At 61.0% G+C, this 25,408-nt stretch carries 25 protein-coding genes and 1 pseudogene; 23 read left to right on the top strand and 3 right to left on the bottom strand.

The genetic code is table 11. The annotated features are described in order from the left end of the window. Positions 1-125: 125 nt before the first annotated feature. Complete coding sequence (locus tag NH234_RS22145) at positions 126-1,058, top strand: ABC transporter ATP-binding protein (RefSeq protein ID WP_085710948.1); 933 nt, start codon at positions 126-128, stop codon at positions 1,056-1,058. Continuing rightward, the gene (locus NH234_RS22140) at positions 1,055-1,834 is read left to right on the top strand and encodes an ABC transporter permease (protein WP_085710947.1); all 780 of its coding nucleotides are present in this window, start codon (positions 1,055-1,057) and stop codon (positions 1,832-1,834) included. Before NH234_RS22145 ends, NH234_RS22140 begins: the two co-directional genes overlap by 4 nt. 54 nt (positions 1,835-1,888) lie before the next feature. Here the strand turns inward: NH234_RS22140 and NH234_RS22135 are convergent, their stop codons facing one another. Continuing rightward, a complete protein-coding gene (locus tag NH234_RS22135) occupies positions 1,889-2,407 on the bottom strand; it encodes a DUF2062 domain-containing protein (protein ID WP_085730450.1) in 519 nt (172 codons plus the stop codon). A gap of 154 nt (positions 2,408-2,561) precedes the next feature. On the opposite strand from NH234_RS22135, the pseudogene NH234_RS22130 reads away from it, so the two are divergent. The 12 genes and pseudogenes from NH234_RS22130 to NH234_RS22075 all read left to right on the top strand — a co-directional run bounded on the left by NH234_RS22130 (position 2,562) and on the right by NH234_RS22075 (position 14,017). Then, positions 2,562-4,804: pseudogene (locus NH234_RS22130) on the top strand (DNA internalization-related competence protein ComEC/Rec2). A gap of 89 nt (positions 4,805-4,893) precedes the next feature. Continuing rightward, positions 4,894-5,529 carry a MotA/TolQ/ExbB proton channel family protein gene (locus NH234_RS22125; protein ID WP_162803506.1) on the top strand — a complete coding sequence of 212 codons (636 nt, stop codon included), beginning with the start codon at positions 4,894-4,896 and terminating at the stop codon, positions 5,527-5,529. After that, positions 5,526-5,954, top strand: coding sequence for a biopolymer transporter ExbD (locus NH234_RS22120; protein WP_007950767.1), 429 nt, complete (start codon positions 5,526-5,528; stop codon positions 5,952-5,954). The genes NH234_RS22125 and NH234_RS22120 overlap by 4 nt, the downstream gene beginning before the upstream one ends. Further along, positions 5,954-6,964, top strand: a complete 1,011-nt coding sequence (gene lpxK, locus NH234_RS22115) for a tetraacyldisaccharide 4'-kinase (protein WP_367254325.1) — start codon at positions 5,954-5,956, stop codon at positions 6,962-6,964. Before NH234_RS22120 ends, lpxK begins: the two co-directional genes overlap by 1 nt. Before the next feature lie 24 nt (positions 6,965-6,988). Further along, positions 6,989-7,174, top strand: coding sequence for a Trm112 family protein (locus tag NH234_RS22110; protein ID WP_003179363.1), 186 nt, complete (start codon positions 6,989-6,991; stop codon positions 7,172-7,174). Continuing rightward, positions 7,171-7,935, top strand: coding sequence for a 3-deoxy-manno-octulosonate cytidylyltransferase (gene kdsB / locus NH234_RS22105; RefSeq protein ID WP_273905044.1), 765 nt, complete (start codon positions 7,171-7,173; stop codon positions 7,933-7,935). Before NH234_RS22110 ends, kdsB begins: the two co-directional genes overlap by 4 nt. Next, positions 7,935-8,399, top strand: coding sequence for a low molecular weight protein-tyrosine-phosphatase (locus NH234_RS22100; RefSeq protein WP_367254324.1), 465 nt, complete (start codon positions 7,935-7,937; stop codon positions 8,397-8,399). The genes kdsB and NH234_RS22100 overlap by 1 nt, the downstream gene beginning before the upstream one ends. Further along, positions 8,396-9,415 (top strand): UDP-N-acetylmuramate dehydrogenase, encoded by a 1,020-nt coding sequence (murB, locus tag NH234_RS22095; RefSeq protein WP_367254323.1) that lies wholly within the window; start codon positions 8,396-8,398, stop codon positions 9,413-9,415. The genes NH234_RS22100 and murB overlap by 4 nt, the downstream gene beginning before the upstream one ends. 243 nt (positions 9,416-9,658) lie before the next feature. After that, positions 9,659-10,129, top strand: coding sequence for a (2Fe-2S)-binding protein (locus tag NH234_RS22090; RefSeq protein WP_085710940.1), 471 nt, complete (start codon positions 9,659-9,661; stop codon positions 10,127-10,129). Further along, complete coding sequence (locus NH234_RS22085; protein WP_367254322.1) at positions 10,126-12,447, top strand: molybdopterin cofactor-binding domain-containing protein; 2,322 nt, start codon at positions 10,126-10,128, stop codon at positions 12,445-12,447. The genes NH234_RS22090 and NH234_RS22085 overlap by 4 nt, the downstream gene beginning before the upstream one ends. After that, the gene (locus tag NH234_RS22080) at positions 12,447-13,424 is read left to right on the top strand and encodes an XdhC family protein (protein ID WP_367254321.1); all 978 of its coding nucleotides are present in this window, start codon (positions 12,447-12,449) and stop codon (positions 13,422-13,424) included. The genes NH234_RS22085 and NH234_RS22080 overlap by 1 nt, the downstream gene beginning before the upstream one ends. Continuing rightward, a complete protein-coding gene (locus tag NH234_RS22075; protein WP_367254320.1) occupies positions 13,421-14,017 on the top strand; it encodes a nucleotidyltransferase family protein in 597 nt (198 codons plus the stop codon). Before NH234_RS22080 ends, NH234_RS22075 begins: the two co-directional genes overlap by 4 nt. A 68-nt stretch (positions 14,018-14,085) precedes the next feature. Here the strand turns inward: NH234_RS22075 and rne are convergent, their stop codons facing one another. After that, complete coding sequence (gene rne / locus NH234_RS22070; protein WP_367254319.1) at positions 14,086-17,295, bottom strand: ribonuclease E; 3,210 nt, start codon at positions 17,293-17,295, stop codon at positions 14,086-14,088. Positions 17,296-17,992: 697 nt separating this feature from the next. Between rne and rluC the strand changes: the two genes are divergently transcribed. The 3 genes from rluC to sppA are packed head-to-tail and all read left to right on the top strand — an operon-like array spanning position 17,993 to position 20,618. Then, the gene (gene rluC, locus NH234_RS22065; RefSeq protein WP_367254318.1) at positions 17,993-18,955 is read left to right on the top strand and encodes a 23S rRNA pseudouridine(955/2504/2580) synthase RluC; all 963 of its coding nucleotides are present in this window, start codon (positions 17,993-17,995) and stop codon (positions 18,953-18,955) included. Further along, entirely contained in the window at positions 18,942-19,604 is a 663-nt protein-coding gene (locus NH234_RS22060; RefSeq protein ID WP_085730460.1) for an HAD-IA family hydrolase, read from the top strand. Before rluC ends, NH234_RS22060 begins: the two co-directional genes overlap by 14 nt. 24 nt (positions 19,605-19,628) lie before the next feature. Continuing rightward, positions 19,629-20,618 (top strand): signal peptide peptidase SppA, encoded by a 990-nt coding sequence (gene sppA / locus NH234_RS22055; protein ID WP_085730461.1) that lies wholly within the window; start codon positions 19,629-19,631, stop codon positions 20,616-20,618. 46 nt (positions 20,619-20,664) lie between these two features. Here sppA and NH234_RS22050 read toward each other — a convergent pair whose 3' ends face one another. Next, a complete protein-coding gene (locus NH234_RS22050; protein WP_367254317.1) occupies positions 20,665-21,243 on the bottom strand; it encodes a nucleoside triphosphate pyrophosphatase in 579 nt (192 codons plus the stop codon). A 106-nt stretch (positions 21,244-21,349) separates the two neighbouring features. On the opposite strand from NH234_RS22050, the gene NH234_RS22045 reads away from it, so the two are divergent. The 6 genes from NH234_RS22045 to acpP all read left to right on the top strand — a co-directional run bounded on the left by NH234_RS22045 (position 21,350) and on the right by acpP (position 25,345). Then, entirely contained in the window at positions 21,350-21,877 is a 528-nt protein-coding gene (locus tag NH234_RS22045) for a YceD family protein (protein WP_038364482.1), read from the top strand. Between the two features lie 13 nt (positions 21,878-21,890). Then, positions 21,891-22,073, top strand: a complete 183-nt coding sequence (rpmF, locus tag NH234_RS22040) for a 50S ribosomal protein L32 (protein WP_003179396.1) — start codon at positions 21,891-21,893, stop codon at positions 22,071-22,073. Between the two features lie 4 nt (positions 22,074-22,077). After that, complete coding sequence (gene plsX / locus NH234_RS22035) at positions 22,078-23,088, top strand: phosphate acyltransferase PlsX (RefSeq protein ID WP_085730463.1); 1,011 nt, start codon at positions 22,078-22,080, stop codon at positions 23,086-23,088. Positions 23,089-23,213: 125 nt separating this feature from the next. Further along, positions 23,214-24,152 (top strand): ACP S-malonyltransferase, encoded by a 939-nt coding sequence (gene fabD, locus NH234_RS22030; RefSeq protein WP_367254315.1) that lies wholly within the window; start codon positions 23,214-23,216, stop codon positions 24,150-24,152. A 16-nt stretch (positions 24,153-24,168) separates the two neighbouring features. Further along, positions 24,169-24,912: a 3-oxoacyl-ACP reductase FabG gene (gene fabG, locus NH234_RS22025; protein ID WP_007950790.1), complete on the top strand. Its 744-nt coding sequence runs from the start codon at positions 24,169-24,171 to the stop codon at positions 24,910-24,912. A gap of 196 nt (positions 24,913-25,108) precedes the next feature. Beyond that, positions 25,109-25,345: an acyl carrier protein gene (acpP, locus tag NH234_RS22020; protein ID WP_003175607.1), complete on the top strand. Its 237-nt coding sequence runs from the start codon at positions 25,109-25,111 to the stop codon at positions 25,343-25,345. The last annotated feature ends 63 nt before the right edge of the window (positions 25,346-25,408 follow it).

Genomic DNA, 25,408 nt, shown 5'->3' with positions numbered 1-25,408 from the left:
CTATCGACACACTTGACTGTACTTGTGCGGCGGCGGCAAGCACCATTGCGCTTGTGCGCCGCGGTTGTCTCCCTCGCCGCCCGCCGTCATTCAGTCCTTTTTCTCTTCTTGGTGCGTAATCCGATATGAGTTCCGCTCTGTCCATCCGGCAGCTAACCAAAACCTACGGCAACGGGTTCCAGGCCTTGAGTGGTATCGATCTGGACGTCGCTGAAGGTGACTTCTTCGCCTTGCTCGGCCCCAACGGCGCCGGCAAATCCACGACCATCGGCATTCTCTCGACCCTGGTCAACAAGACCAGTGGCACGGTGAATATCTTCGGCCACGACCTGGACAAGAACCCGGCGGCGCTCAAGCGCTCGATCGGCGTGGTGCCCCAGGAATTCAACTTCAACCAGTTCGAAAAGACCTTCGACATCGTCGTAACCCAGGCCGGGTACTACGGTATTCCGGCGAAAATCGCCAAGGAACGCGCCGAGCAGTACCTGACCCAGCTCGGCCTGTGGGACAAGCGCGATGTGCCGTCGCGTTCGTTGTCCGGCGGCATGAAGCGTCGCTTGATGATCGCTCGGGCGCTAGTGCACGAGCCACGTCTGCTGATCCTCGACGAACCGACGGCCGGCGTGGATATCGAGCTGCGTCGCTCGATGTGGACGTTCCTCACCGAACTGAACCAGAAAGGCATCACCATCATCCTCACCACGCATTACCTGGAAGAGGCTGAGCAGCTGTGCCGCAACATCGGCATCATTGACCACGGCACCATCGTCGAGAACACCAGCATGCGTCAGTTGCTCGGGCAACTGCATGTGGAAACCTTCCTGCTCGACCTGAAGAACGATCTGGCGGTTGCACCGCAACTGGCCGGCTACCCGGCCCGTCTGGTGGATGCGCATACCCTGGAAGTCCAGGTCGACAAGTCCATGGGCATCACTGCGCTGTTCGGCCAACTGGCCCTGCAGAACATCGAAGTGCTGAGCCTGCGCAATAAAACCAATCGCCTCGAGGAGCTGTTCGTGTCCCTGGTGGAGAAAAATCTGTCGAAGGTGGCGGTATGAGTTCCGAGCTGCGCCCCAACCTCGTCGCCCTCAATACCATCGTTTACCGCGAAGTCCGGCGCTTCACGCGGATCTGGCCGCAGACCCTGCTGCCGCCGGCGATCACCATGGTTCTGTACTTCGTGATCTTCGGCAACCTGATCGGCAAGCAGATCGGCGGCATGGGTGGCTTCAGTTACATGGAGTACATCGTGCCGGGGCTGATCATGATGTCGGTGATCACCAACTCCTACGGCAACGTGGTGTCGAGTTTCTTTGGCAGCAAGTTCCAGCGCTCCATCGAAGAGCTGATGGTGTCGCCGGTGTCGCCGCACACGATCCTTATCGGCTATACCCTCGGTGGCGTCCTGCGAGGCCTTATGGTGGGTGTGATCGTGACGATTCTGTCGTTGTTCTTCACCAGCCTGCAGGTGCATCACCTGGGCGTCACCGTTCTGGTGGTGGTGCTGACGGCGACGATTTTCTCGTTGCTGGGCTTCATCAACGCCGTGTTTGCACGCAACTTCGATGATATTTCGATCATCCCGACGTTCGTGCTGACCCCGCTGACTTACCTCGGTGGCGTGTTCTACTCGATCACCTTGCTGCCGCCGTTCTGGCAGACCGTGTCGCTTGCCAACCCGGTGCTGCACATGGTCAACGCCTTCCGTTACGGGATCCTGGGCGTTTCGGACATTCGCATCGGTATCGCGATCACCTTCATGCTGGTGGCGACCGTAGTGCTGTACTTCGGTTGTGCGCGGTTGCTGGTGAGCGGCCGCGGCATGCGTACCTGATTCGCCCTGTGCTGCAATGCAAAACGGCCTCCCACAGTGGCGGCCGTTTTGCATTCACGACTGGCGACTTTTCTTGCGCCGAGCCCATTGCCGGGCCACCCACCAGCGCCAGTACATCATCACCACGCAGTAGGCGAGAGCGCCCAGCGCCAGTCCGACCACAACCGAACCCAGCAGGAAGGGTTGCCACAAGGTCGAGAGTTCACCGCTGATCCATTCCCAGGTCAATTCGTCGGGGAGCGTGCGTGCGGGAACATCCATCAACCACGCCCCCGCTTGATAGGTGCAGAAGAACACGGCCGGCATGGTGATCGGATTGGTCAGCCAGACCAGGCTGACGGCAATCGGCATGTTGCCGCGCACTGTGACCGCCAATGCCGCCGCCACCAGCATTTGTGCCGGAATCGGTAGAAACGCCGCGAACAGGCCAACGGCCATGGCCCGGGCAACCGAGTGACGGTTGAGATGCCAGAGGTTCGGGTCATGCAGCAACGTGCCGAGAAAGCGTAAGGATTTGTGTTCCCTGATGCTCGTCGGATCGGGCATGTAACGTTTGAATAAGCGCCGGGGCATAAGGCTTCTCGGTCGGTTAAGGCGGCAAGTATGTCTGGATTCTACAAACCGCCCATTCAGACTTTGTGACAATTGATAACGGCGGCCGCGACCAACACCCGCTATGCCTTGAGAGGGGAGACTTTTCTGGAAAGTCGTAATCAAGGACGAGCGTATGCGCACAGGGATGATCGCGCTGGCGGTCGGTCTGCTGGTTCCGGTTTTTTGCCGGCGTTGCCGCCGGTCGGGTGGATGGTTTTGCTGCCGGTCGGGGCGCTGATGCTGCTGCCGTTTCGCAGTTACCCGCTGGCATTCTTGCTGTTCGGCTTCGCGTGGTCGTGCATCGGCGCACAGTGGGCGCTGGATGATCGATTGCCATCGAAGCTGGACGGCGAGACGCGCTGGGTCGAAGGGCAGGTGGTTGGCCTGCCGCAGAATGGTGATGGAGTTGTACGCTTCGAACTGGCCGATGCACGTTCGCGGCACGAGAAACTGCCGTCGCTGATGCGTCTGGCCTGGTACTCCGGGCCGCCGGTCAACAGCGGTGAGCGCTGGCGGCTGGCGGTCAAACTCAAACGTCCCGGCGGGCTGCTCAATCCCGATGCCTTCGATTACGAGGCCTGGTTGTTGGCGCAACGCATCGGTGCCAACGGTACGGTGAAGGATGGCGACCGGCTGGCGGCGGCGCAATGGGCATGGCGCGACAGCATCCGTCAGCGTCTGCTGGATGTGGACACTCAGGGACGGGGCGCAGCGCTGGCGGCACTGGTGCTGGGTGATGGCTCGGGGCTCAGTCGCGAGGACTGGCAGATCCTGCAGGACACCGGCACCGTGCACCTGCTGGTGATTTCCGGGCAGCACATCGGTCTGCTGGCGGCGGTGATGTATGGACTGATCGCCGGGCTGGCGCGATTCGGTGTGTGGCCATTGCGTTGGCCATGGCTGCCGTGGGCCTGTGGTCTGGCGTTCGCTGCGGCGTTGGGTTATGGCCTGCTGGCCGGGTTCGATGTGCCGGTGCGGCGGGCCTGCGTGATGGTTGCGCTGGTGTTGCTGTGGCGATTGCGCTTTCGCCATCTCGGTGCCTGGTGGCCGTTGTTGCTGGCTTTCAATGGTGTGCTGCTGATGGACCCGCTGGCCAGTCTACGCCCGGGATTTTGGTTGTCTTTCACGGCGGTGGCGGTGCTGATTTTCACGTTCGGTAGTCGTCTGGGGCCTTGGCGCTGGTGGCAGACCTGGACGCGAGCGCAATGGCTGATCGCGATCGGTTTGTGCCCGGTGTTGCTGATTCTGGGGTTGCCGATCAGCCTCAGCGGGCCATTGGCCAATCTGTTGGCGGTGCCGTGGATCAGTTTTGCGGTGCTGCCGCCGGCATTGCTGGGCACTTTGTTGTTGCCGATTCCCTATGTCGGCGAAGGGCTGTTGTGGATTGCCGGCGGGTTGGTCGATGGATTGTTCCGGGCTCTGGCCCTGATTGCCGGGCACTGGCCGGCGTGGGTTGCGGCATCGATGCCGGGTTGGGTACTGGCGCTGGGCTGCATCGGTGCTGTGCTGATATTGCTGCCCCGAGGCGTTCCGTTGCGTCCCTTGGGCTGGCCGTTGTTGCTGGTGCTGGCATTTGCGCCCCGGGAGCGGCAGGCCGAAGGCGTGGCGGATGTCTGGCAACTCGACGTCGGCCAAGGGCTGGCGATTTTGATCCGCACCCGCCATCACACATTGCTGTACGACAGCGGCCCGCGTTTCGGTGACTTCGATGTGGGTGAGCGGGTGGTGTTGCCGGCCTTGTACAAACTGGGTGTGGAGCGACTCGACCTGATGCTGCTCAGCCATGCTGACGCCGACCACGCCGGTGGCGCCTTGGCGGTGGCAAACGGCTTGCCGGTCAGCCGGGTGATCAGCGGCGATCCGCCGGGTCTCCCCGAAGCGCTGAACGCAGAAACCTGTGAAAGTGGTCGGCAATGGCAGTGGGACGGCGTTGCCTTTCATCTATGGCAATGGGCCGATGCCCACGACAGCAACCAGCGTTCCTGTGTCCTGCAGGTCGAAGCCAACGGCGAGCGGTTGCTGCTGACCGGCGATATCGACACCGCTGCCGAACGGGATTTGCTCAACAGCGCCCTGGCGGTCCCGACCCAGTGGCTACAAGCCCCGCACCATGGCAGCCGCAGTTCTTCCTCAATGGCGTTGCTCAAGGTTTTGCAGCCCCGAGACGTGCTGGTCTCCCGGGGGCAGGGCAACTCGTTCGGGCATCCGCATCCGACGGTCATCGCCCGTTACCGCAAGTTGGGTTTGCGCATTCATGACAGCGCCGAGCAGGGGGCCATTCATCTGCAACTGGGCAGATTCCAGCCGGCCCGGTCGATGCGTCAGCAGCGTCGGTTCTGGCGCGACCCGCCGCTGCCGGGGGCAGAGTACCGTTGAGCACAGGCAGCGCACGGTCGTCGGGGCGACGGGTCTTTATCGCGAACCGGTATGGTAAAGTGGCGCACTTTTTCGAGGGGGCTGTCACTGTGTGGGAATTGGTCAAATCCGGCGGCTGGATGATGTTGCCGATCATTCTGAGTTCCATTGCCGCCATGGCGATCGTCGCCGAGCGCCTGTGGACGCTGCGCGCCAGTCGCGTCACCCCCGAGCATCTGCTGGGTCAGGTCTGGGTCTGGATCAAGGACAAGCAGCTCAACAAGGAAAAACTCAAGGAATTGCGCGCCAATTCGCCGCTGGGTGAAATCCTCGCCGCGGGCCTGGCCAACTCCAAGCATGGTCGCGAGATCATGAAAGAGTGCATTGAAGAAGCCGCCGCCCGGGTCATCCACGAGCTGGAACGCTACGTCAATGCGCTGGGCACCATCGCCGCCATGTCGCCGTTGCTGGGGCTGCTGGGTACGGTACTGGGCATGATCGATATTTTCAGCGCTTTCACCGGTTCCGGCATGACCACCAACGCCTCGGTGCTCGCCGGTGGTATCTCCAAGGCGCTGATCACCACTGCGGCGGGCTTGATGGTCGGTATCCCGTCCGTGTTCTTCCACCGTTTCCTGCAACGCCGCATCGATGAACTGGTGGTCGGCATGGAGCAGGAAGCAATCAAACTGGTGGAAGTGGTGCAGGGCGACCGTGACGTCGATCTGGCCGGGGGCAAAGCGTGAAATTCCGTCGCAAGCCCCGGGAAACCATCGATATCAACCTCGCGTCGCTGATCGACGTGGTGTTCATTCTGCTGCTGTTTTTCGTCGTGACCACCACCTTCACCCGCGAAACCCAGTTGCGCGTCGATCTGCCGGAAGCAGTCAGCGGTTCGCCGGCCGAGGATCAGCAGGTCAAGCAACTGGACGTTGCCATCAGCGCTGAAGGTGTGTTCTCGGTGAACAACAAGATTTTGCCGAAGAACGACCTGGCGACCCTGATGGAAGCCATGCAGAAGGAAGCCAACGGTGACACCAACATGCCGTTGTCGATCAGTGCCGATGGCAAGACCCAGCATCAATCCGTGATCACCGCCATGGACGCGGCCGGCAAGCTCGGTTTCAGCCATTTGCGCATGACCACGGTCGAGGCGGCGCCCAAATCCTGATGGCCATGTCCGATCGTCTGCTCGCCGCTTGGTATCAGGGGCATCCGGCCCTGACGCTGTTGCGGCCGCTGGAGTGGCTGTACCGTTGCGTCGTGGCCGGCAAGCGCCAGCGTTTTCTCGACGGCGAAGGTGAGATTTATCAGTCGCCGGTGCCGGTGATCGTGGTCGGCAATATCACCGTTGGCGGTACCGGCAAGACCCCGATGATCCTGTGGCTGATCGAGCACTGCCGACGCCACGGGCTGCGGGTCGGTGTGGTCAGTCGCGGCTACGGCGCCAAACCGGTGCAGCTGCCATGGCGAGTCGAGTCTGATCAGACTGCCGACATCGCCGGCGACGAACCTTTGCTGATCGTGCAGCGCACCGGCGTACCGCTAATGATCGATCCCGATCGCAGTGCCGCCGTCAGAGCCCTGCTGGACAGCGAGCCGCTGGACCTGATCCTGTCCGACGACGGCATGCAGCATTATCGCCTCGCGCGGGATCTGGAACTGGTGCTGATCGACGCCGCCCGTGGCCTTGGCAACCAGCGTTGCCTGCCCGCCGGCCCCCTGCGCGAACCGGCCGAGCGCCTGCAAAGCGTTGACGGGGTGCTGTTCAACGGCGCCCTTGAGGATCGCGACGGCGGATTCGCTTTCCGCCTCAAACCGTCGGCGCTGGTCAATCTGCGCAGCGGCGAACGCCGTCCGCTCGATCATTTTTCGTCCGGTCAGGCCGTGCACGCGGTGGCCGGGATCGGCAATCCGCAACGTTTCTTCAATACCCTCGAAGCGCTAGACTGGCGACCTGTGCCCCACGCGTTTGCCGACCACGCCGAATATAGCGTGCAGGCCTTGAGTTTCACGCCGTCATTGCCAGTGGTGATGACTGAAAAGGACGCGGTGAAGTGCCGCGCCTTCGCTGCCGCCGACTGGTGGTACCTAGCAGTCGATGCCGTGCCGTCGCCGGCCTTCGTGGCCTGGTTCGACACGCAGCTGATGCGCCTGTTGCCGGATCGTCTTTTGCCTTAAACCGTTTTTATCCAGGGAATGTTCATGGACACCAAATTGCTCGACATCCTCGCCTGCCCGGTCTGCAAAGGCCCGCTCAAGCTCAGCGCCGACAAGACCGAACTGATCAGCAAGGGCGCCGGCCTGGCGTACCCGATCCGTGACGGCATCCCGGTCATGCTGGAAAGCGAAGCCCGCACCCTGACCACCGACGAGCGTCTGGATAAATGACCACCGCCTTCACCGTTGTCATCCCGTCGCGCTACGCCTCGACCCGCCTGCCGGGTAAACCGCTGCTGGATATCGCCGGCAAGCCGATGATCCAGCACGTCTGGGAGCAGGCGAGCAAAAGCAGCGCCAGTCGCGTGGTCGTGGCTACCGACGATGCGCGCATCGTCGAAGCCTGCAAGGCTTTCGGCGCCGAAGTGGTGCTGACCCGTGAAGATCACAACTCCGGCACCGACCGTCTGGCCGAAGTCGCCGCGAAGCTGGGCCTTGAGTCGGATGCCATCGTGGTCAACGTGCAGGGTGACGAACCGCTGATCCCGCCAAGCGTGATCGACCAGGTCGCCGCCAACCTTGCGGCCCACACCGAAGCGCGCATGGCCACCCTGGCCGAGCCGATCGAGGACGTGGAAACCCTGTTCAACCCGAACGTGGTCAAGGTTGTCAGCGACCTCAACGGTCTGGCGCTGACTTTCAGTCGCGCGACCCTGCCATGGGCCCGCGATGCGTTCGCCAAGAGCCGCGACGTGCTGCCAGAAGGCGTGCCGTATCGCCGCCACATCGGCATCTATGCCTACCGCGCCGGTTTCCTTCAGGACTTCGTGAGCTGGGGCCCGTGCTGGCTGGAAAACACCGAATCCCTCGAGCAATTGCGTGCCCTGTGGCACGGCGTGCGGATTCACGTGGCTGACGCATTGATCGCGCCGCCAACCGGAGTCGACACCGCCGAAGACCTCGAGCGCGTCCGTCGCCTGCTGGAGGCCTGATGCGCGTTCTGTTCGTGTGCCTGGGCAACATCTGCCGTTCGCCCACTGCCGAAGGCGTGATGCGCGCCAAGTTGCGAGAAGCGGGGCTGGCGGAACAGGTTGAGGTGGCTTCCGCCGGCACCGGCGACTGGCACGTCGGCAATCCGCCGGACAAGCGCAGTCAGGCAGCGGCCAAGCTGCGCGGTTATGATCTGTCGGCGCAACGCGCCCAGCAGGTCAGCCGCGCTGATTTCGCCAGTTACGACCTGATCCTCGCCATGGACAACAGCAACCTGCGCAACCTCAAGGCCTTGCAACCGTCCACCGGCAAGGCCGAGCTGGATTTGTTCCTGCGTCGCTATGAAGGCGAAGTCGATGAAGTGCCGGATCCGTATTACGACGGCGATCAGGGTTTCGAGCAGGTGCTGGATCTGATCGAGCGCGCCTGCGACCGGTTGCTGATCGAAGTGAAGAGCCGGTTATGAGTTTGCAGGTACACCCTCAGGTTTCCCTGAAACCGTTCAACACCTTTGGCGTCGACGTTCGCGCGCAACTGTTTGCCGAAGCCCACAACGACGGTGATGTGCGCGAAGCCCTGGCTTATGCGACCGCCCACGATGTGCCATTGCTGGTTATCGGTGGCGGCAGCAATCTGTTGCTGACAGCGGACATTTCGGCACTGGTGCTGCGCATGGCCAGTCGTGGCATTCGTGTCATCAGCGATGACGGCGACCGCGTGGTGATCGAAGCAGAAGCTGGCGAGCCGTGGCACCCGTTCGTCCAGCACACGCTGGCACTGGGTTTTTCGGGGCTGGAAAACCTCAGCCTGATCCCCGGCACCGTCGGCGCCGCGCCGATGCAGAACATTGGTGCCTACGGCGTCGAGATCAAGGACGTGTTTGCCGGCCTGACGGCGCTGGATCGCCAGACCGGCGAGTTGCGCGACTTCAGCCTGGAAGAGTGCAACTTCGCCTACCGCGACAGCGTGTTCAAGCAGCAACCGGGTCGTTGGTTGATTCTGCGAGTGCGCTTCAAGCTTGATCGTGTCGCGCATCTGCAACTGGAATACGGCCCGGTGCGTCAGCGCCTGACCGAACAGGGCATCGAGCAGCCAACGCCGACGGATGTCAGCCACGCGATTTGCAGCATCCGCAGCGAGAAACTGCCGGACCCGGCCGTGCTGGGCAATGCCGGCAGCTTCTTCAAAAACCCGTTGGTGTCAGCGGCGGTGGTTGCGCAGATCAAGGCGCAGCACCCGGATCTGGTGGCCTATGCTCAACCGGACGGGCAGATGAAGCTGGCGGCGGGTTGGTTGATCGAGCGAGCGGGCTGGAAAGGTTTCCGTGAGGCCGATGCCGGCGTGCATAAATTGCAGGCGCTGGTGCTGGTCAATTACGGCGCGGCAACCGGGCTACAACTGCTCGATCTGGCCCAACGTATCCAGAAAGACATTGCAGAACGTTTCAATGTCGAGCTAGAAATGGAGCCTAACCGTTATTGAGGCTACGCTTTCAAGGCGCAATCCAAAGCCCTGCACTATTTAAAAAGTGCAGGGCTTTTTTGTTAATCCCGGGTTAACTTAGCCAGCTAACGATAAACCCTTTGCTCCACCAAAGGCCGGTGCAGACGTTTTCGTCGGCACAAGAGAGCCTCATTAGCCTGAGTCGATCTGCGTGAACCCACCGCTGATTTCCGGCGGCAGATTGCTCGACCCCATAACCTCCATGAATATGCGGGCGTGCCCATGATTACCCTGAAACTCAATGGCCAAGACCATCCACTCGATGTCACCGAGGACATGCCTCTGTTGTGGGCAATCCGTGACGTCGCCGGTTACAACGGCACCAAATTCGGCTGCGGCATGGGCCTGTGCGGCGCCTGCACCATTCATATCGACGGATTGCCGGTGCGTAGCTGCATCACGCCGATCGGTTCGGTGGCCGGGCAGAATGTAACGACCATCGACAACCTGCACGCCGATCCGATTGGCCAGATCGTCCAACAAGCCTGGCTCGACACCGCCGTGGCTCAGTGCGGTTTCTGTCAGGGCGGGCAGATCATGTCCGCCACCGCGTTGCTCAAGACCAACCCTAACCCGAGCGACGAGCAGATCGAAGAGGCGATGGTCGGCAACATCTGCCGCTGCGGCACCTACAACCGAATCAAGACCGCCATCCGCCAGGCCTCCACCCACTTGAAGGAGGCCAAGGCATGAGCCGTCTACCGAACGATTTCGCTCTGAGCAATCTGAGCCGCCGGGGCTTCCTCAAGGGTGTCGGCGCAACCGGCGCGCTGGTGCTGGCCGCGAGTTGGGGCTGGCAGGATGCATTGGCCGAAGACAAGCCGAAGAAATTCGGTGCCGATGGCATGCCCAACGGCTGGATCGATGATCCGAAGGTTTACGTCAGTATTGCCGCCGACGGCACGGTGACCGTGGTCTGCAACCGCTCGGAAATGGGCCAGGGCGTGCGCACCAGTCTGACCATGGTGGTCGCCGATGAACTTGAGGCCGATTGGGCTCACGTCAAAGTGCAACAGGCGCCGGGCGATGAAGTGCGTTTCGGCAACCAGGACACCGACGGCTCGCGCAGCATGCGTCACTGGTACGAGCCGATGCGTCGTTGCGGCGCCGCTGCCCGGACGATGCTGGAGCAGGCAGCCGCCGCACAGTGGAAGGTGCCGGTCGGCGAGTGCCGCGCGCAACTGCACAAAGTCATTCACCAGCCTTCCGGGCGTGAGCTGGGATACGGCGAGCTCGCCGCTGCAGCCAGTGCGTTGCCGGTTCCGGGGCGTGACAGCCTGCGGCTCAAGCAGCCGTCGGAATTCCGCTACATCGGCAAGGAAGGCACCAAGGCCATCGATGGCAATGACATCGTCAATGGACGCGCCGTGTATGGGGCCGATGTGCATTTCGACGGCATGCTGTACGCCGTGATCGCTCGCCCTGCGGTGTACGGCGGCAAGGTCAAGTCAGTGGACGACAGCGCCGCGCTGAAGGTGCCGGGCGTGCTGAAAGTCATCCAGATCGAACCCCGGCCATTGCCTTCGGAATTCCAGCCGCTGGGTGGCGTTGCCGTGGTGGCCAGCAACACATGGGCGGCGCTCAAGGGCCGCGAGGCGCTGAAAATCGAGTGGGACGATGGCCTGAACGCCAGTTACGACTCGATCGCCTACCGCAAGGAACTGGAAGCCGCTTCGCTGAAACCGGGCAAGGTCGTGCGCAACACCGGCGACATCGAAAAGGCCATCGGCAGCGCTGCCAGCACCCTGGAGGCCTCTTACTATTTGCCGCATCTGGCACAGGCGCCGATGGAGCCGATGGTGGCCATCGCACGCTATAAAGAGGGTGTGTGCGAGGCTTGGGCGCCGAGTCAGGCACCGCAGGTCACCCGTGAGCGGATCGCCGAACGCCTCGGTCTGCCGTTCGATAATGTGACCTTCAACGTGACCCTGCTCGGCGGAGGTTTCGGTCGCAAGTCCAAACCGGATTTTGTTGTCGAAGCTGCCATTCTCGCCAAAGAGTTTCCCGGCAAGGCTGTGCGGGTCCAATGGACGCGCGAAGACGACATCCACAATTCGTATTTCCACACAGTATCGGCCGAGTACCTCAAGGCCGGCGTGGGCAAGGACGGTTTGCCGTCTGCCTGGCTGCATCGCACGGTGGCGCCGAGCATCACCGCGCTCTTTGCGCCCAACATGAATCACGAAGCCGCGTTCGAGCTGGGCATGGGCTTCACCAACATGGCCTACGCGATTCCCAACGTACGTCTGGAAAACCCAGAAGCCACGGTACACACGCGGGTCGGCTGGTATCGCTCGGTGTCGAACATTCCCCATGGCTTCGCGATTCAGAGCTTTGTCGACGAACTGGCGCACAAGGCCAAGGAAGACCCGCTCAAGTACCAGATCAAATTGCTCGGCCCGGATCGACAGATCGACCCGCGCACGCTCAGCGAAGAGTGGAACTACGGCGAATCCCCCGAGCGTTATCCAATCGACACCGGACGCATGCGTACCGTGCTGGAAACCGCGGCCAAGGCTGCGGGTTGGGGGCGCCAGTTGCCCAAGGGCCGTGGTCTCGGCCTGGCAGTGCATTACAGCTTCGTCACTTATGTGGCGGCGGTGATCGAAGTCGAGGTCAAGGACGACGGCACGCTGATCGTGCACAAGGCCGATATCGCCGTGGATTGCGGGCCGCAGATCAACCCGGAGCGCATTCGTTCGCAGTTCGAAGGTGCGTGTGTGATGGGCCTGGGCAATGCCGTCTGGGGCGAGATCAGCTTCAAGGACGGCAAGGTGCAGCAGGACAACTTCCATATGTATGAAGTGGCGCGCATGTCGCTGGCGCCGAAGGAAGTCGCGGTGCATCTGGTGACGCCGCCGGGCGAGGTGCCGCTGGGCGGCGTCGGTGAGCCGGGCGTGCCGCCGATTGCGCCAGCGCTGTGCAATGCGATCTTCGCTGCGACCGGCCAGCGCATCCGCAGCCTGCCGGTGCGTTACCAGTTGCAGGGCTGGCAAAAGGCGCAAGCGTGATGGACAGCGCCGATCTCAATGTCCTGCGCAGCGTCCTGGAATGGCGCCGCGCCGGGCAGCGGGTGGTGCTGTTCAGTGTGGTGCAGACCTGGGGCACTGCGCCCCGGGCCCCCGGCGCGATGCTGGCGTTGCGCGAGGATGGTGTGGTGATCGGTTCGGTGTCCGGCGGCTGTGTCGAGGACGATCTGATCGCCCGGCTGCATGACGGACGGATTCCCGCCGACGGGCCGCCAGTACAGTTGATCACCTATGGCGTGACGCGGGATGAGGCGGCGCGGTTCGGCCTGCCTTGCGGCGGCACTTTACGCCTCACCGAAGAGCGTGTCGGCGACACGGCATGGGTCGCCGAGTTGTTGGCTCGTTGTGAGGCTCACGAAATCGTTGCTCGTGAGCTGAACCTCGAAAGCGGTGAAGTGATTCTTTCGCCGGCGAGCAAAACGGATGCATTGGTTTTCGACGGCAAGACCTTGCGCGCCATCTACGGCCCGCGCTGGCGTCTGCTGCTGATCGGTGCAGGACAGTTGTCGCGCTACGTGGCCGAGATGGCGCGATTGCTGGATTTCGAAGTGCTGATCTGCGATCCCCGCACCGAATTCGTGTATGACTGGGAAGAGCAGCATGGCCGCTTTGTCCCGGGCATGCCGGATGAGGCGGTGCTGAACATTCAGACCGACGAACGCACCGCCATCGTTGCCTTGACTCACGATCCGCGTCTGGACGACATGGCGCTGCTGACGGCGCTGGATTCCAGGGCCTTTTACGTCGGCGCCCTGGGCTCGCGCGTCAACAGTCTCAAGCGCCGGGAATACCTGGCTGAGCTAGGCTTGTCGCAAGCGGCCATCGCTCGATTGCACGGGCCGATCGGTCTGCCCATCGGCAGTCATTCCCCGGCGGAAATCGCGTTGTCATTGCTGGCGGAAATCGTCGCGATCAAGAATGGTGTCGAGTTGAAGCAGAAGAAGGCAGAGCGCGCATGAGTCGATCCATTGGCGTGATTGTGCTGGCGGCAGGCGAGGGCAGCCGCTTTCGCGAAGTGGCTGGCGCCGACAAGGACAAGTTGTTGGCCGATTGCACGGGGCGCGACGGGGCTGCGCGCTCGGTGATCGAGCAGACGTTGGTGAACCTGCCGGTGAGTCTCGACAAGCGAGTGCTGGTGACGACCGAGGTGCGGCCGCAGGCGATGCGTATGGCGCAGGCTTACGGGTGTGACATTGTCTCGATCGAGTCCACGGGGATGGGCGACAGCATTGCGGCGGGCGTTGCCGCTTGCCCGGATCTGGATGGCTGGTTGATTGTGCTGGGCGATATGCCGTTCATCCTGCCGTCGAGTATTGAGCGGGTGGTGGCGGCGATTGCCGACGATGCGGTCAGTGTGCCGGTGCAGGGTGGCGAGTTTGGGCATCCGGTCGGATTTGGTCGCTCGTTTGGGCCGGGGTTGATGGCATTGTCCGGTGATCGCGGGGCCAGACCTTTGTTCAAGCAGGGGCGGGTAGTGGAAGTGGCGGTTGATGATCCCGGTGTGCTGTGGGATATCGATGTGCCCCAGGCGTTGGTTTTTCCGCCGGCCTGATACAAACCTCGAGGTATAAAAAAGCCCCGCCTGGATCACCAGGCGGGGCTTTTTATTGGCGGTCGGAATCAGACGAGAGGTTTAGGTTCGTGTTCTTTTTCCTGGGCCTGTTCATGGTGCTCGACCGCTTCCTGTACGGAGCGCGGTGCTTCGGCAATCACTTCTACGGCAGCTTCTTCCGCGACCGGGGCAGGGGCTGCCTCGACCACTTCGGCAACGGCTGGAGCAGCGGCGGCAGCGGCAGCCAGTTCGGCTTCCTTCTGCAGACGCTCTTCTTCACGCTTGCGACGACGCACTTCGCGCGGGTCGTTCGGGGCGCGGCCACTTGGCGTCAGGGCGCTGACCGGAGCAGGCGCAGCGACTGGCGCTTCCACGACCGGCGCTTCAACGGCAGGTGCCGGTTCAGCGACAACCACTGGTTCAGCGGCCTTGGCTTCTTCCACGACAGGCGCTTCAACCACTGGCGCTGGTGTTTCAGCGACGGCCGGCTCGGCGACCCAGTTGAAGGCGGTCTGTTCTTCGCGAACTTCACGCACGGTTTCGGTCACGGTTTCAGCGACGGTCTCGACAACCGGCTCTGCCACTGCAACAGGCTCGGGGGCGACGAAAGCAGGTTCGGCAGCGACTTCAACCTTAGGCTGAGCTTCGCGAACCGGCGCCACTTCGACTTCCGGAGCAGCCACCACTTCTACCGGAGTGGTGGCTTCAACCACCGGCGCTTCAACTGGAGCGGTTTCCAGCGTTGCAGCGGTAGCGCGTTCAGCTTGCTCGTGGGCCTGAGCTTCGGCCGGAGCGCTGATCACGGTGCTGGCAACAGCGGCAGTAACGGCCAGGCCGGCAGCCAGATCGGCAGTGCTTGGCTCGGCGGCTCCAGCGTTCTCGGTGGACTCTTCCGAACCTTCGATCACGTTGCCGTTGGCATCGCGCTGACGCTCGCGACGGTTGCTGCGACGACGCTGACCACGGGAGCGGCGGCGTGGACGATCGCCCTCGGCGTTCTCCGAACCGTCTTCCGGCAGTTGCTCTTCGCTGGTGGTGATTTCTTCTTCAGCCACGGCAGCAGCGGCTTGCTCGGCACGCGGTTGACGCTCTTCACGCGGTGGGCGTGGCGCGCGTTCTTCACGCGGCTGACGGGCTGGGCGCTCTTCAGCGGTGGCGGCAACGGCGGTAGCAGCGGCTGGCGCAGCATCCAGAGGTTCACGCAGTTCGCGTACGCGTTCTTCACGCTCGCCACGCGGCTTGCGATCTTCACGTGGAGCACGTGGAGCACGTTCTTCACGAGGGGCGCGTGGTGCGCGTTCTTCGCGGGCTGCCGGTGCTTCGTCACGGGACTCGCGTGGCTCGCGCAGTTCACGGGCTTCACGAGGCTGGCGCTCTTCACGTGGCTCACGCGGTGCGCGTTCCTCACGTGGAGCACGCTCTTCACGCGGCTTGCGTTCTTCATCGCGGCGACCGTTACGGTTGCGGCTCTGCTGACGACCGTTGCGACGCTCTTCGTTGCGGGCCGGACGCTCGGCGGCAGGTTTTTCAACCACAACCGGAGCAACAGGCTCTTCTTTGGTGGCGAACAGGCTGACCAGCGACTTCACCAGGCCTTTGAACAGGCTTGGTTCTGGCGCGGCAACCGGAGCAGGCGCTGGCGCCGGTGCGGCAACTTCGGTCGGAACCGGAGCGTTGGCGCGGGCCGGAGCGGTCTTGACCGCAGCTTCCTGGCGAACCAGGGTGCGGGTCGCGGCGGCTGGCTGGACGTCTTCGACTTCGGCAGCAGCGGCAGCGATTTCGTAGCTGGACTGGTTGGTCGCGGCTTCCGGGCTGTCGTCACGCAGACGCTGAACTTCGAAATGCGGGGTTTCGAGGTGGTCGTTCGGCAGGATGACGATGCGGGCGCGGGTGCGCAGTTCGATCTTGGTGATCGAGTTGCGTTTTTCGTTGAGCAGGAACGCGGCCACCGGGATCGGCACTTGTGCGCGAACTTCGGCGGTGCGGTCCTTCAGGGCTTCTTCTTCGATCAGGCGCAGGATCGCCAGGGACAGCGATTCGACGTCACGGATGATGCCGGTGCCGCTGCAGCGCGGGCAGACGATGCCGCTGCTTTCGCCGAGCGAAGGACGCAGGCGCTGACGGGACATTTCCAGCAGGCCGAAGCGCGAGATGCGGCCGATCTGCACGCGGGCGCGGTCGGCTTCCAGGCATTCGCGGACTTTCTCTTCCACGGCGCGCTGGTTCTTGGCAGGGGTCATGTCGATGAAGTCGATGACGATCAGGCCGCCGATGTCGCGCAGGCGCAACTGACGGGCGATTTCTTCGGCCGCTTCAAGGTTGGTCTGCAGGGCGGTTTCTTCGATGTCGCTGCCTTTGGTGGCGCGCGCCGAGTTGATGTCGATGGACACCAGGGCTTCGGTCGGATCGATGACGATGGAGCCGCCGGAAGGCAGTTCGACGACGCGCTGGAAAGCGGTTTCGATCTGGCTTTCGATCTGGAAACGGTTGAACAGCGGAACGCTGTCTTCGTACAGCTTGATCTTGCTGGCGTACTGCGGCATCACCTGGCGGATGAAGGTCAGGGCTTCGTCCTGGGCTTCAACGCTGTCGATCAGCACTTCGCCGATGTCCTGGCGCAGGTAATCGCGGATGGCGCGGATGATGACGTTGCTTTCCTGGTAGATCAGGAACGGCGCGGAACGATCCAGGGAGGCTTCCTTGATAGCGGTCCAGAGTTGCAGCAGGTAATCGAGGTCCCACTGCATTTCTTCGCTGCTGCGGCCCAGGCCGGCAGTGCGCACGATCAGACCCATGTCGGCTGGAGCGACCAGGCCGTTCAGCGCTTCGCGCAGTTCGTTGCGCTCTTCGCCTTCGATGCGACGGGAGATGCCGCCGGCACGCGGGTTGTTCGGCATCAGAACGAGGTAACGACCGGCCAGGCTGATGAAGGTGGTCAGGGCTGCACCCTTGTTGCCACGTTCTTCTTTTTCGACCTGAACGATGACTTCCTGGCCTTCGCTCAGGACGTCCTTGATGTTGACGCGGCCTTCGGGGGCTTTCTTGAAGTATTCGCGGGAGATTTCTTTGAGGGGCAGGAAGCCGTGGCGCTCGGAGCCGAAATCGACAAAGGCAGCCTCAAGGCTTGGTTCGATGCGAGTGATGCGGCCTTTATAGATGTTGGCCTTTTTCTGCTCGCGTGCACCGGATTCGATGTCCAGGTCGTAGAGGCGCTGGCCATCTACCAGTGCAACACGCAACTCTTCGGGTTGAGTTGCGTTAATCAGCATTCTTTTCATGTAGTACCGTCGGTTTCCGGGCTGCCGGAAACGGCGTTCGGCACACACGATTTCTCACGGTCGGTGTCAGGTGCGTCGGGAGTGGTTGGCCATTCCCGTGTCCAGCGATGTCCGGCCAATTGGGCCGTTATCGCGACGTACGCGTCCTGCTTGCTGTGGCTACTTAAGCACTCAGTCAGGAGGAGGAATCAACCGTGGCTGTGGACGAGATGAAGCGTCTTGATAAAGCCTGTTGCTACACAGTCCAGCGGTTGTGCATCTCCACCCTACACGTATCCCTGATAATTCGGGTGCTGCCGCGCGCAGAATCCGCAGCGGGTTGGCATTTACCGTGAGCTCCGAAAGGGGAGGTCACGCATCATGGCTAATTCAGGCGGTGTTTCCGGCGCTTTCGCTCGGGGTCATCCGCGGCTGACTGCACTTTGTGAACTGGCCGTGAATATGGCTCGCGTGGCGAGTCAGAACTCTGCTTTGCGGCGTGATTCAGGCCTCATGTCACCTGCGCTTGTTACAGCTGCAAACTCCACCGTTACGTAGCGAAAGCCCCGTAGGACGGCCTCGCGTCCTGGTGAATTGCGTTGGTCAGGGCCGGTTTTTGACCGTGGTTCCGCTGTCCAGGCCGCTTTTGGCGGCGTTCGCGACTATAGCAGCAATGATTAAGTGCTTCAATTCCATAAAAATTGTTATCATCCGCGTCATGACGACTACTGCCCCTTCGACTCCAGGCGTTCAATTGCTTGAGGTCTCGCCGGAATATGCCGGCCAACGAATCGACAATTTCCTCCTCGCCCGGCTCAAAGGCGTGCCCAAGACCTTGATTTACCGCATTTTGCGCAAAGGCGAAGTGCGAGTTAACAAGGGTCGGATCAAGCCCGAATACAAGCTGCAGGCCGGCGATATCGTGCGCGTGCCGCCGGTGCGCGTGCCTGAACGCGATGAGCCAGTGCCGCTTGCCCAGGGGCTGTTGCAGCGCCTGGAGGCCTCGATTGTCTACGAAGACAAAGCCCTGATCGTGATCAACAAGCCCGCCGGCATTGCGGTTCACGGTGGCAGTGGCTTGAATTACGGCGTTATCGAAGCCTTTCGTCAGTTGCGCCCCGATGCCAAGGAGCTCGAGCTGGTTCACCGTCTCGATCGTGACACCTCCGGCCTGCTGATGATCGCCAAGAAGCGCAGCATGTTGCGTCACTTGCATGCCGCGTTGCGTGGTGACGGTGTCGATAAGCGCTACATGGCACTGGTTCGCGGCAACTGGGCGACCTCGATCAAGCAAGTCCGTGCGGCGCTCGGCAAGAGCAATCTGCGCTCCGGCGAGCGCATGGTTGAGGTCGACGAGGACGAGGGCAAGGAGTCTGTAACCGTGTTCAAGGTCCTGCGTCGCTTTGGCGATTTTGCCACTCTAATCGAAGCCAAGCCGATCACCGGTCGTACGCACCAGATCCGCGTCCATACGTTGCACGCCGGGCACTGCATTGCCGGTGACACCAAATACGGTGATGACAGTTTCAGTAAGGAAATCCGTGATCTGGGCGGCAAGCGCCTGTTCCTGCACGCCTACATGCTGACCGTGCCGTTGCCCGATGGCGGTGAACTCAAGTTGCAGGCGCCGGTCGATGAAATGTGGGCCAAGACTGTGGAGCGATTGAGTGCGCCCATCTGATTACAAGCTGCTGATTTTTGATTGGGACGGTACGCTGGCCGATTCCATTCATCGGATTGTCGAGGCGATGCACTCGGCATCCGAGCGATCAGGTTTCGAGTTGCGTGATGATTTTGCCGTCAAAGGCATCATCGGTCTGGGCTTGCCCGAAGCGATCCGCACCTTGTATCCGGACATCAGCGATGCCGAAATGACCTTGTTTCGCGAGTATTACGCGGATCACTACATCGCCGCGGAAGCCGTGCCTTCGCCGTTGTTCGAAGGCGTAGTGGAGTCGATGGCGTCCTTTCGCGAGCAGGGTTACCACTTGGCGGTCGCGACCGGCAAGAATCGCCGCGGGCTGGATCGGGTGCTTAAGGCCAATGACTGGGAAGATTATTTCGATATCACCCGTGCTGCCGATGAAACGGCGAGCAAGCCACACCCTCTGATGCTGGAGCAGATCCTTGCGCATTGCGGTGTGCGTGCTGAACAGGCGCTGATGGTCGGCGATTCATCCTTCGATCTGTTGATGGCGCGCAATGCAGGGATGGACTCGGTGGCGGTCAGTTACGGTGCGCAATCGATCGAGTCGCTGCAGCAGTTTGAACCGCGACTGTCGATTGACCGGTTTTCTGAATTGCATGCCTGGCTGGCTCAGCGGGCTTAATACGTTTTTGCTGGGGTGGATGGCATGACCGACGAATGGAAAGCACCGGCCAAGGCAACTGCCGACGACGGTGACGCGAAAAGCTGGAAGCTACTGGAAAAGACTCTGCTGGCCGGTGTGCAAGAGCAGCGTCGCTCCAGGCGTTGGGGAATCTTCTTCAAACTGCTGACGTTTGTTTATCTGTTTGTTGCGCTGATCCTGTTCACGCCGTTGATGGACATGGAAAAAAGCGCCACGCGTGGTCCGAACTACACCGCGTTGATCGACGTCACCGGCATGATTGCCGACAAGGAGCCGGCCAGTGCCGACAACATCGTCGGCAGTCTGCGGGCGGCGTTCGAAGACAAAAAGGTCAAGGGCGTGATCCTGCGTATCAATAGCCCGGGTGGCAGTCCGGTGCAGTCGGGTTATGTGTATGACGAGATCAAGCGCCTGCGCGGCCTGCATCCGGATACCAAGGTGTATGCGGTGATTTCCGATCTCGGTGCCTCCGGTGCCTATTACATTGCCAGTGCTGCGGATCAGATCTACGCCGACAAGGCGAGCCTGGTCGGTTCTATTGGTGTGACAGCAGCCGGTTACGGCTTTGTCGGCACCATGGAGAAGCTGGGCGTCGAGCGTCGCACCTACACTTCCGGCGAGCACAAGTCGTTCCTCGATCCGTTCCAGCCGCAGAAGCCGGAAGAGACGGCGTTCTGGCAAAGTGTGCTGGATACCACGCACAAGCAGTTCATCAACAGCGTGAAGCAGGGGCGTGGTGATCGCCTGAAGGATAAAGAGCATCCGGAGTTGTTCTCCGGGCTGGTCTGGTCTGGCGAGCAGGCGCTGCCGCTGGGGCTGATCGATGGGCTGGGCAATGCCAGTTCGGTGGCGCGTGACGTGATTGGCGAAAAGGAACTGGTGGACTTCACCGTTCAGGAATCGCCGTTCGACCGCTTCTCGAAGAAGCTCGGCGCCAGCGTTGCCGAGAAACTGGCAATGTGGATGGGTTTCAACGGCCCGTCGTTGCGCTGATCGAATGCTGCAAGAAAAACCGGCCCGAGGGCCGGTTTTTTGTGGGTCATGGAATCTGTACGCCTTCGGCCAGCAGCATGTCGATCAGGCGAATCAGTGGCAGGCCAATCAGGCTGGTGGCGTCGGACCCCTCGGTGGATTGGAACAGGCTTACGCCCAGTCCTTCGGCCTTGAAGCTGCCAGCACAGTCGTAGGGCTGCTCTGCGTGCAGGTAGCGCTCGACGCGGATCTGATCCAGTACGCGCATGTGCACGGTGAAAGGCACGCAGTCGACCTGGCAGCGGCCTGTCTGGCTGTTGAGCAGGGCCACGCCGGTGAGGAAAGTCACGCTGGCGCCGCTGGCGGCCATCAGTTGTTCGCGGGCGTTTTCAAAGGTGTGCGGCTTGCCGATGATTCGCTCGCCGAGTACGGCAACCTGGTCGGAGCCGATGATCAGATGGGCGGGGTGGCTGTCGGCCAGTGCCCGGGCTTTCTGTTCGGCGAGGCGTTTGACCAGCTCGATTGCGGACTCGTTCGGGCGATGGCTTTCATCGATATCCGGTGAGCTGCAGACGAACGGCAGGCGCAGGCGGCTGAGCAATTTTCGACGATAGGTCGAGCTTGAAGCGAGTAATAAAGGCAGCATTCGCATCTCCAGAGGCAGGCGACAGATTCTAGCGGAGCCGCGCAAGTGACGGACAGGGCACAATTTCCTTTGACATGGGTGGGTGCATCCCTATAATGCTGCGCCTATGTTGAATGACCCGATTCCACCTCACGTTGACCCGCGCAAATTGGCTGACCGTGGCACCACCCTTCAAGGTGAACTGCTGCTGGCCGATTTGAAGAGACTCTGCGACCCGCTTTCCGACGATGTCGGTACGGTGCAGGCTAAATTCGTTTTTGAACGAGATGAACGTAAATCTGTGGTGATTCACAGCTTTATCGACACCGAAGTCAAAATGGTTTGCCAGCGTTGTCTTGAGCTGGTCACCCTGCCGATCCACAGCGAATGCAGTTACGCTGTAGTGAAGGAGGGTGCGAATACCCAGTCGTTACCGAAAGGTTATGACGTGCTGGAACTGGGCGAAGATCCTTTGGATCTGCAGTCACTGGTCGAGGAAGAGCTTCTGCTCGCCTTGCCTATTGTGCCTGCTCATCATCCGGAAGAATGCCAGCAGCCGGCGGGAGCAGATGAGCCCGAACCGAGCGAGGACGAGGTAACGCGGTCCAACCCGTTCAGTGTATTGGCGCAGTTAAAGCGTGACCCAAACGTTTAGGAGTTAATCAATTATGGCTGTTCAGCAGAACAAAAAATCCCGCTCTGCCCGTGACATGCGCCGTTCGCACGACGCTCTCGAGGCTAGCACCCTGTCTGTAGAAAAAACCACTGGTGAAGTTCACCTGCGTCACCACGTATCGCCAGAAGGCGTATACCGTGGCCGTAAAGTGATCGACAAGGGCGCTGACGAGTAATCACTTGTCCGCTCAAGTCATCGCGATTGACGCAATGGGCGGGGACTTCGGTCCCCGCAGCATTGTTCAGGCCAGCCTTGCTTGCCTTTCTGCTACGCCCTCGCTGCACCTGACCCTTGTCGGTCAACCCTCCCTTCTTGAAGAACTGATCACCGGCCAGTCGGCTGCCGATCGCGCGCGCCTGACGATCGTTCCTGCGTCCGAAGTCATCACCATGGACGAAAAGCCTGCCCAGGCTTTGCGTGGCAAGCCGGATTCGTCGATGCGTGTCGCTCTCGAATTGCTGCGTGATGGCAAGGTCCAGGCCTGTGTCAGTGCCGGGAATACCGGTGCGTTGATGGCGCTATCGCGATTTGTGCTCAAGACCCTGCCGGGGATTGATCGTCCGGCCATGGTTGCCGCGATTCCTACGCAGAAGGGCTACTGCCAGTTGCTCGATCTGGGCGCCAACGTTGATTGCAGTGCCGAGCATTTATTGCAGTTTGCTGTGATGGGGTCTGTGGCGGCACAAACGCTGGGCATTGCCCGTCCGCGGGTTGCGCTGCTGAATATCGGCACCGAGGACATCAAGGGCAATCAGCAGGTCAAGCTTGCTGCGACTTTGTTGCAGGCCGCCAGAGGCATCAATTACATCGGTTTTATCGAGGGCGACGGCTTGTATCGCGGCGAGGCGGATGTGGTGGTTTGTGACGGTTTCGTCGGCAATATCCTGCTGAAATCCAGTGAAGGCCTGGCGACAATGATCGCCGCGCGCATCGAGGCGCTGTTCAAAAAAAATCTCGCTTCCCGTGTTGTCGGCGCTCTGGCGCTGCCATTGATGAAGCGCCTTCAGGCTGATCTGGCGCCTGCGCGACACAACGGCGCAAGCTTCCTCGGTTTGCAGGGGATTGTGGTGAAAAGTCACGGTTCGGCCGGGGTTCAGGGGTTTCAGAGCGCCATTCAGCGAGCACTGATCGAGATTCAGGAGAATCTTCCTGAGCGCCTGCACGGCCGTCTGGAGGATTTGTTGTCTTAGGCGTTTTCGTCGGACAATGCTTAAATGTGACCGCCCGGTTCAAAGGGCCATCCAACTGTCAGTTTCTTGCGTCCCTCTAGCGGGATGCCATTTTTCCGACGACAAGATCATTAGGGGCTTGTTACATGTCTGCTTCCCTCGCATTCGTCTTTCCAGGACAGGGTTCGCAGTCCCTCGGCATGCTGGCCGAGCTGGGCGCGCAACATCCGCTGATCCTCGAAACTTTCAAAGAAGCATCCGAAGCTCTGGGCTACGACCTGTGGGCGCTGACCCAGCAGGGCCCGGAGGAGCTGCTCAACCAAACCGACAAAACCCAACCGGCCATTCTGGCCGCTTCGATCGCCCTGTGGCGCCTGTGGCTGGCTGAAGGTGGTGCGCGCCCGGCATTTGTTGCCGGTCACAGCCTGGGTGAATACAGCGCACTGGTTGCTGCCGGCAGCCTGAGCCTGGCGGACGCGGTAAAACTCGTCGAGCGCCGTGGCCAGCTTATGCAGGAGGCTGTTCCGGCCGGGCAGGGCGGCATGGCTGCCATCCTCGGTCTGGAAGACGCCGATGTGCTGGCGGCCTGTGCCGAAGCGGCGCAAGGCGAAGTGGTCAGCGCGGTGAACTTCAACTCCCCGGGCCAGGTGGTGATCGCTGGTGCCAAGGCTGCTGTGGAGCGCGCCATCGAAGGCTGCAAGGCTCGTGGCGCCAAGCGTGCCATGCCGCTGCCAGTCAGCGTGCCGTCGCACTGCGAACTGATGCGTCCGGCTGCCGAGCGTTTCGCCGAGTCCATTGCTGCCATCGACTGGCAGGCGCCGCAGATCCCTGTGGTACAGAACGTCAGCGCTCAGGTGCCGGCGGATCTGGAAACCCTCAAGCGTGACCTGCTGGAGCAACTCTACAAGCCGGTTCGCTGGGTCGAGTCCGTACAGACTCTGGCAGCGAAAGGCGCGACCAATCTGGTCGAGTGCGGCCCCGGCAAAGTGCTGGCCGGTCTGAACAAACGTTGCGCCGAAGGCGTATCGACTTCCAACCTCAATACCCCAGACGCTTTCGCTGCTGCTCGCGCAGCGGCTGTCTGAATCAGGAGAAACTTGCATGAGTCTGCAAGGTAAAGTTGCACTGGTCACCGGCGCAAGCCGTGGTATCGGCCAGGCTATCGCACTGGAACTGGGTCGTCAGGGCGCCATTGTTGTCGGCACCGCGACTTCCGCTTCAGGCGCCGAGCGCATTGCTGCGACCCTGAAAGAGAATGGCATTCAGGGTGCAGGTTTCGAACTGAACGTCACCAGCGACGAATCGGTCACCAAAGTGCTCGCGAGCATCCAGGAGCAGTTCGGTGCTCCGGTAGCGATCCTGGTCAACAATGCCGGCATCACCCGCGATAATCTGATGATGCGCATGAAAGACGACGAGTGGTATGACGTGATCGATACCAACCTGAACAGTCTGTATCGCCTGTCCAAGGGCGTTCTGCGCGGCATGACCAAGGCGCGTTGGGGTCGAATTATCAGTATTGGCTCGGTGGTGGGTGCCATGGGTAACGCTGGCCAAGTAAACTATGCAGCCGCCAAGGCCGGTCTGGAAGGTTTCAGCCGTGCCATGGCGCGTGAAGTCGGTTCGCGTTCGATTACGGTCAACTCGGTAACCCCAGGGTTCATCGACACCGATATGACTCGCGAGCTGCCTGAAGCACAGCGTGAAGCCTTGCAGACGCAGATTCCGCTGGGCCGTCTGGGACAAGCTCAAGAGATCGCTTCCGTGGTCGCTTTTCTTGCTTCCGACGGTGCGGCATACGTGACCGGGGCTACAATCCCGGTTAACGGCGGGATGTACATGTAATTCAAATGTGACGGATTGCTTCAAAAAAATGTCATACGAGCTGTCTAAAATCCGTTATAAAGCTGCAATCTATTTATAGGCAGAGGGTCGCAGGGTTTGAGGAGTGAAGCTTTCAGTTGAAAAGCTGAAAAGTCTTTCTATACACTTACCCACTGGCCAGCTGCCTGAATTTGTCCATTAGGAGTGAAAACAAGGTATGAGCACCATCGAAGAGCGCGTCAAGAAAATCGTTGCCGAGCAACTGGGTGTTAAAGAAGAAGAAGTGGTCAACACTGCTTCCTTCGTAGAAGACCTGGGTGCCGACTCCCTTGACACCGTTGAGCTGGTGATGGCTCTGGAAGAGGAATTCGAGACCGAAATCCCTGACGAAGAAGCTGAGAAGATCACTACTGTACAAGCTGCAATCGACTACGTTACTAGCCACCAGGCGTAATAGTTTGTAATCGTTGCTTGCTGTCATGGAAAAACCGCACTGCCATCATGGCGTGCGGTTTTT

It is taken from the genome of Pseudomonas sp. stari2 (assembly GCF_040760005.1).
Taxonomy (GTDB): Bacteria; Pseudomonadota; Gammaproteobacteria; order Pseudomonadales; family Pseudomonadaceae; genus Aquipseudomonas.
Note: the sequence above shows the minus strand (reverse complement) of the source record. Positions and strands in the feature narration are given on the sequence as shown.

Excerpts from the sequence above, each read along its gene's own strand:
- NH234_RS22145 (WP_085710948.1), top strand. The coding sequence starts at position 126 with ATGAGTTCCGCTCTGTCCATCCGGCAGCTAACCAAAACCTACGGCAAC.
- NH234_RS22140 (WP_085710947.1), top strand. The coding sequence starts at position 1,055 with ATGAGTTCCGAGCTGCGCCCCAACCTCGTCGCCCTCAATACCATCGTT.
- NH234_RS22135 (WP_085730450.1), bottom strand. The coding sequence starts at position 2,407 with ATGCCCCGGCGCTTATTCAAACGTTACATGCCCGATCCGACGAGCATC.
- lpxK (WP_367254325.1), top strand. The coding sequence starts at position 5,954 with ATGGCCATGTCCGATCGTCTGCTCGCCGCTTGGTATCAGGGGCATCCG.
- NH234_RS22110 (WP_003179363.1), top strand. The coding sequence starts at position 6,989 with ATGGACACCAAATTGCTCGACATCCTCGCCTGCCCGGTCTGCAAAGGC.
- kdsB (WP_273905044.1), top strand. The coding sequence starts at position 7,171 with ATGACCACCGCCTTCACCGTTGTCATCCCGTCGCGCTACGCCTCGACC.
- NH234_RS22100 (WP_367254324.1), top strand. The coding sequence starts at position 7,935 with ATGCGCGTTCTGTTCGTGTGCCTGGGCAACATCTGCCGTTCGCCCACT.
- murB (WP_367254323.1), top strand. The coding sequence starts at position 8,396 with ATGAGTTTGCAGGTACACCCTCAGGTTTCCCTGAAACCGTTCAACACC.
- NH234_RS22090 (WP_085710940.1), top strand. The coding sequence starts at position 9,659 with ATGATTACCCTGAAACTCAATGGCCAAGACCATCCACTCGATGTCACC.
- NH234_RS22085 (WP_367254322.1), top strand. The coding sequence starts at position 10,126 with ATGAGCCGTCTACCGAACGATTTCGCTCTGAGCAATCTGAGCCGCCGG.
- NH234_RS22080 (WP_367254321.1), top strand. The coding sequence starts at position 12,447 with ATGGACAGCGCCGATCTCAATGTCCTGCGCAGCGTCCTGGAATGGCGC.
- NH234_RS22075 (WP_367254320.1), top strand. The coding sequence starts at position 13,421 with ATGAGTCGATCCATTGGCGTGATTGTGCTGGCGGCAGGCGAGGGCAGC.
- rne (WP_367254319.1), bottom strand. The coding sequence starts at position 17,295 with ATGAAAAGAATGCTGATTAACGCAACTCAACCCGAAGAGTTGCGTGTT.
- rluC (WP_367254318.1), top strand. The coding sequence starts at position 17,993 with ATGACGACTACTGCCCCTTCGACTCCAGGCGTTCAATTGCTTGAGGTC.
- sppA (WP_085730461.1), top strand. The coding sequence starts at position 19,629 with ATGACCGACGAATGGAAAGCACCGGCCAAGGCAACTGCCGACGACGGT.
- NH234_RS22050 (WP_367254317.1), bottom strand. The coding sequence starts at position 21,243 with ATGCTGCCTTTATTACTCGCTTCAAGCTCGACCTATCGTCGAAAATTG.
- NH234_RS22045 (WP_038364482.1), top strand. The coding sequence starts at position 21,350 with ATGTTGAATGACCCGATTCCACCTCACGTTGACCCGCGCAAATTGGCT.
- rpmF (WP_003179396.1), top strand. The coding sequence starts at position 21,891 with ATGGCTGTTCAGCAGAACAAAAAATCCCGCTCTGCCCGTGACATGCGC.
- fabD (WP_367254315.1), top strand. The coding sequence starts at position 23,214 with ATGTCTGCTTCCCTCGCATTCGTCTTTCCAGGACAGGGTTCGCAGTCC.
- fabG (WP_007950790.1), top strand. The coding sequence starts at position 24,169 with ATGAGTCTGCAAGGTAAAGTTGCACTGGTCACCGGCGCAAGCCGTGGT.
- acpP (WP_003175607.1), top strand. The coding sequence starts at position 25,109 with ATGAGCACCATCGAAGAGCGCGTCAAGAAAATCGTTGCCGAGCAACTG.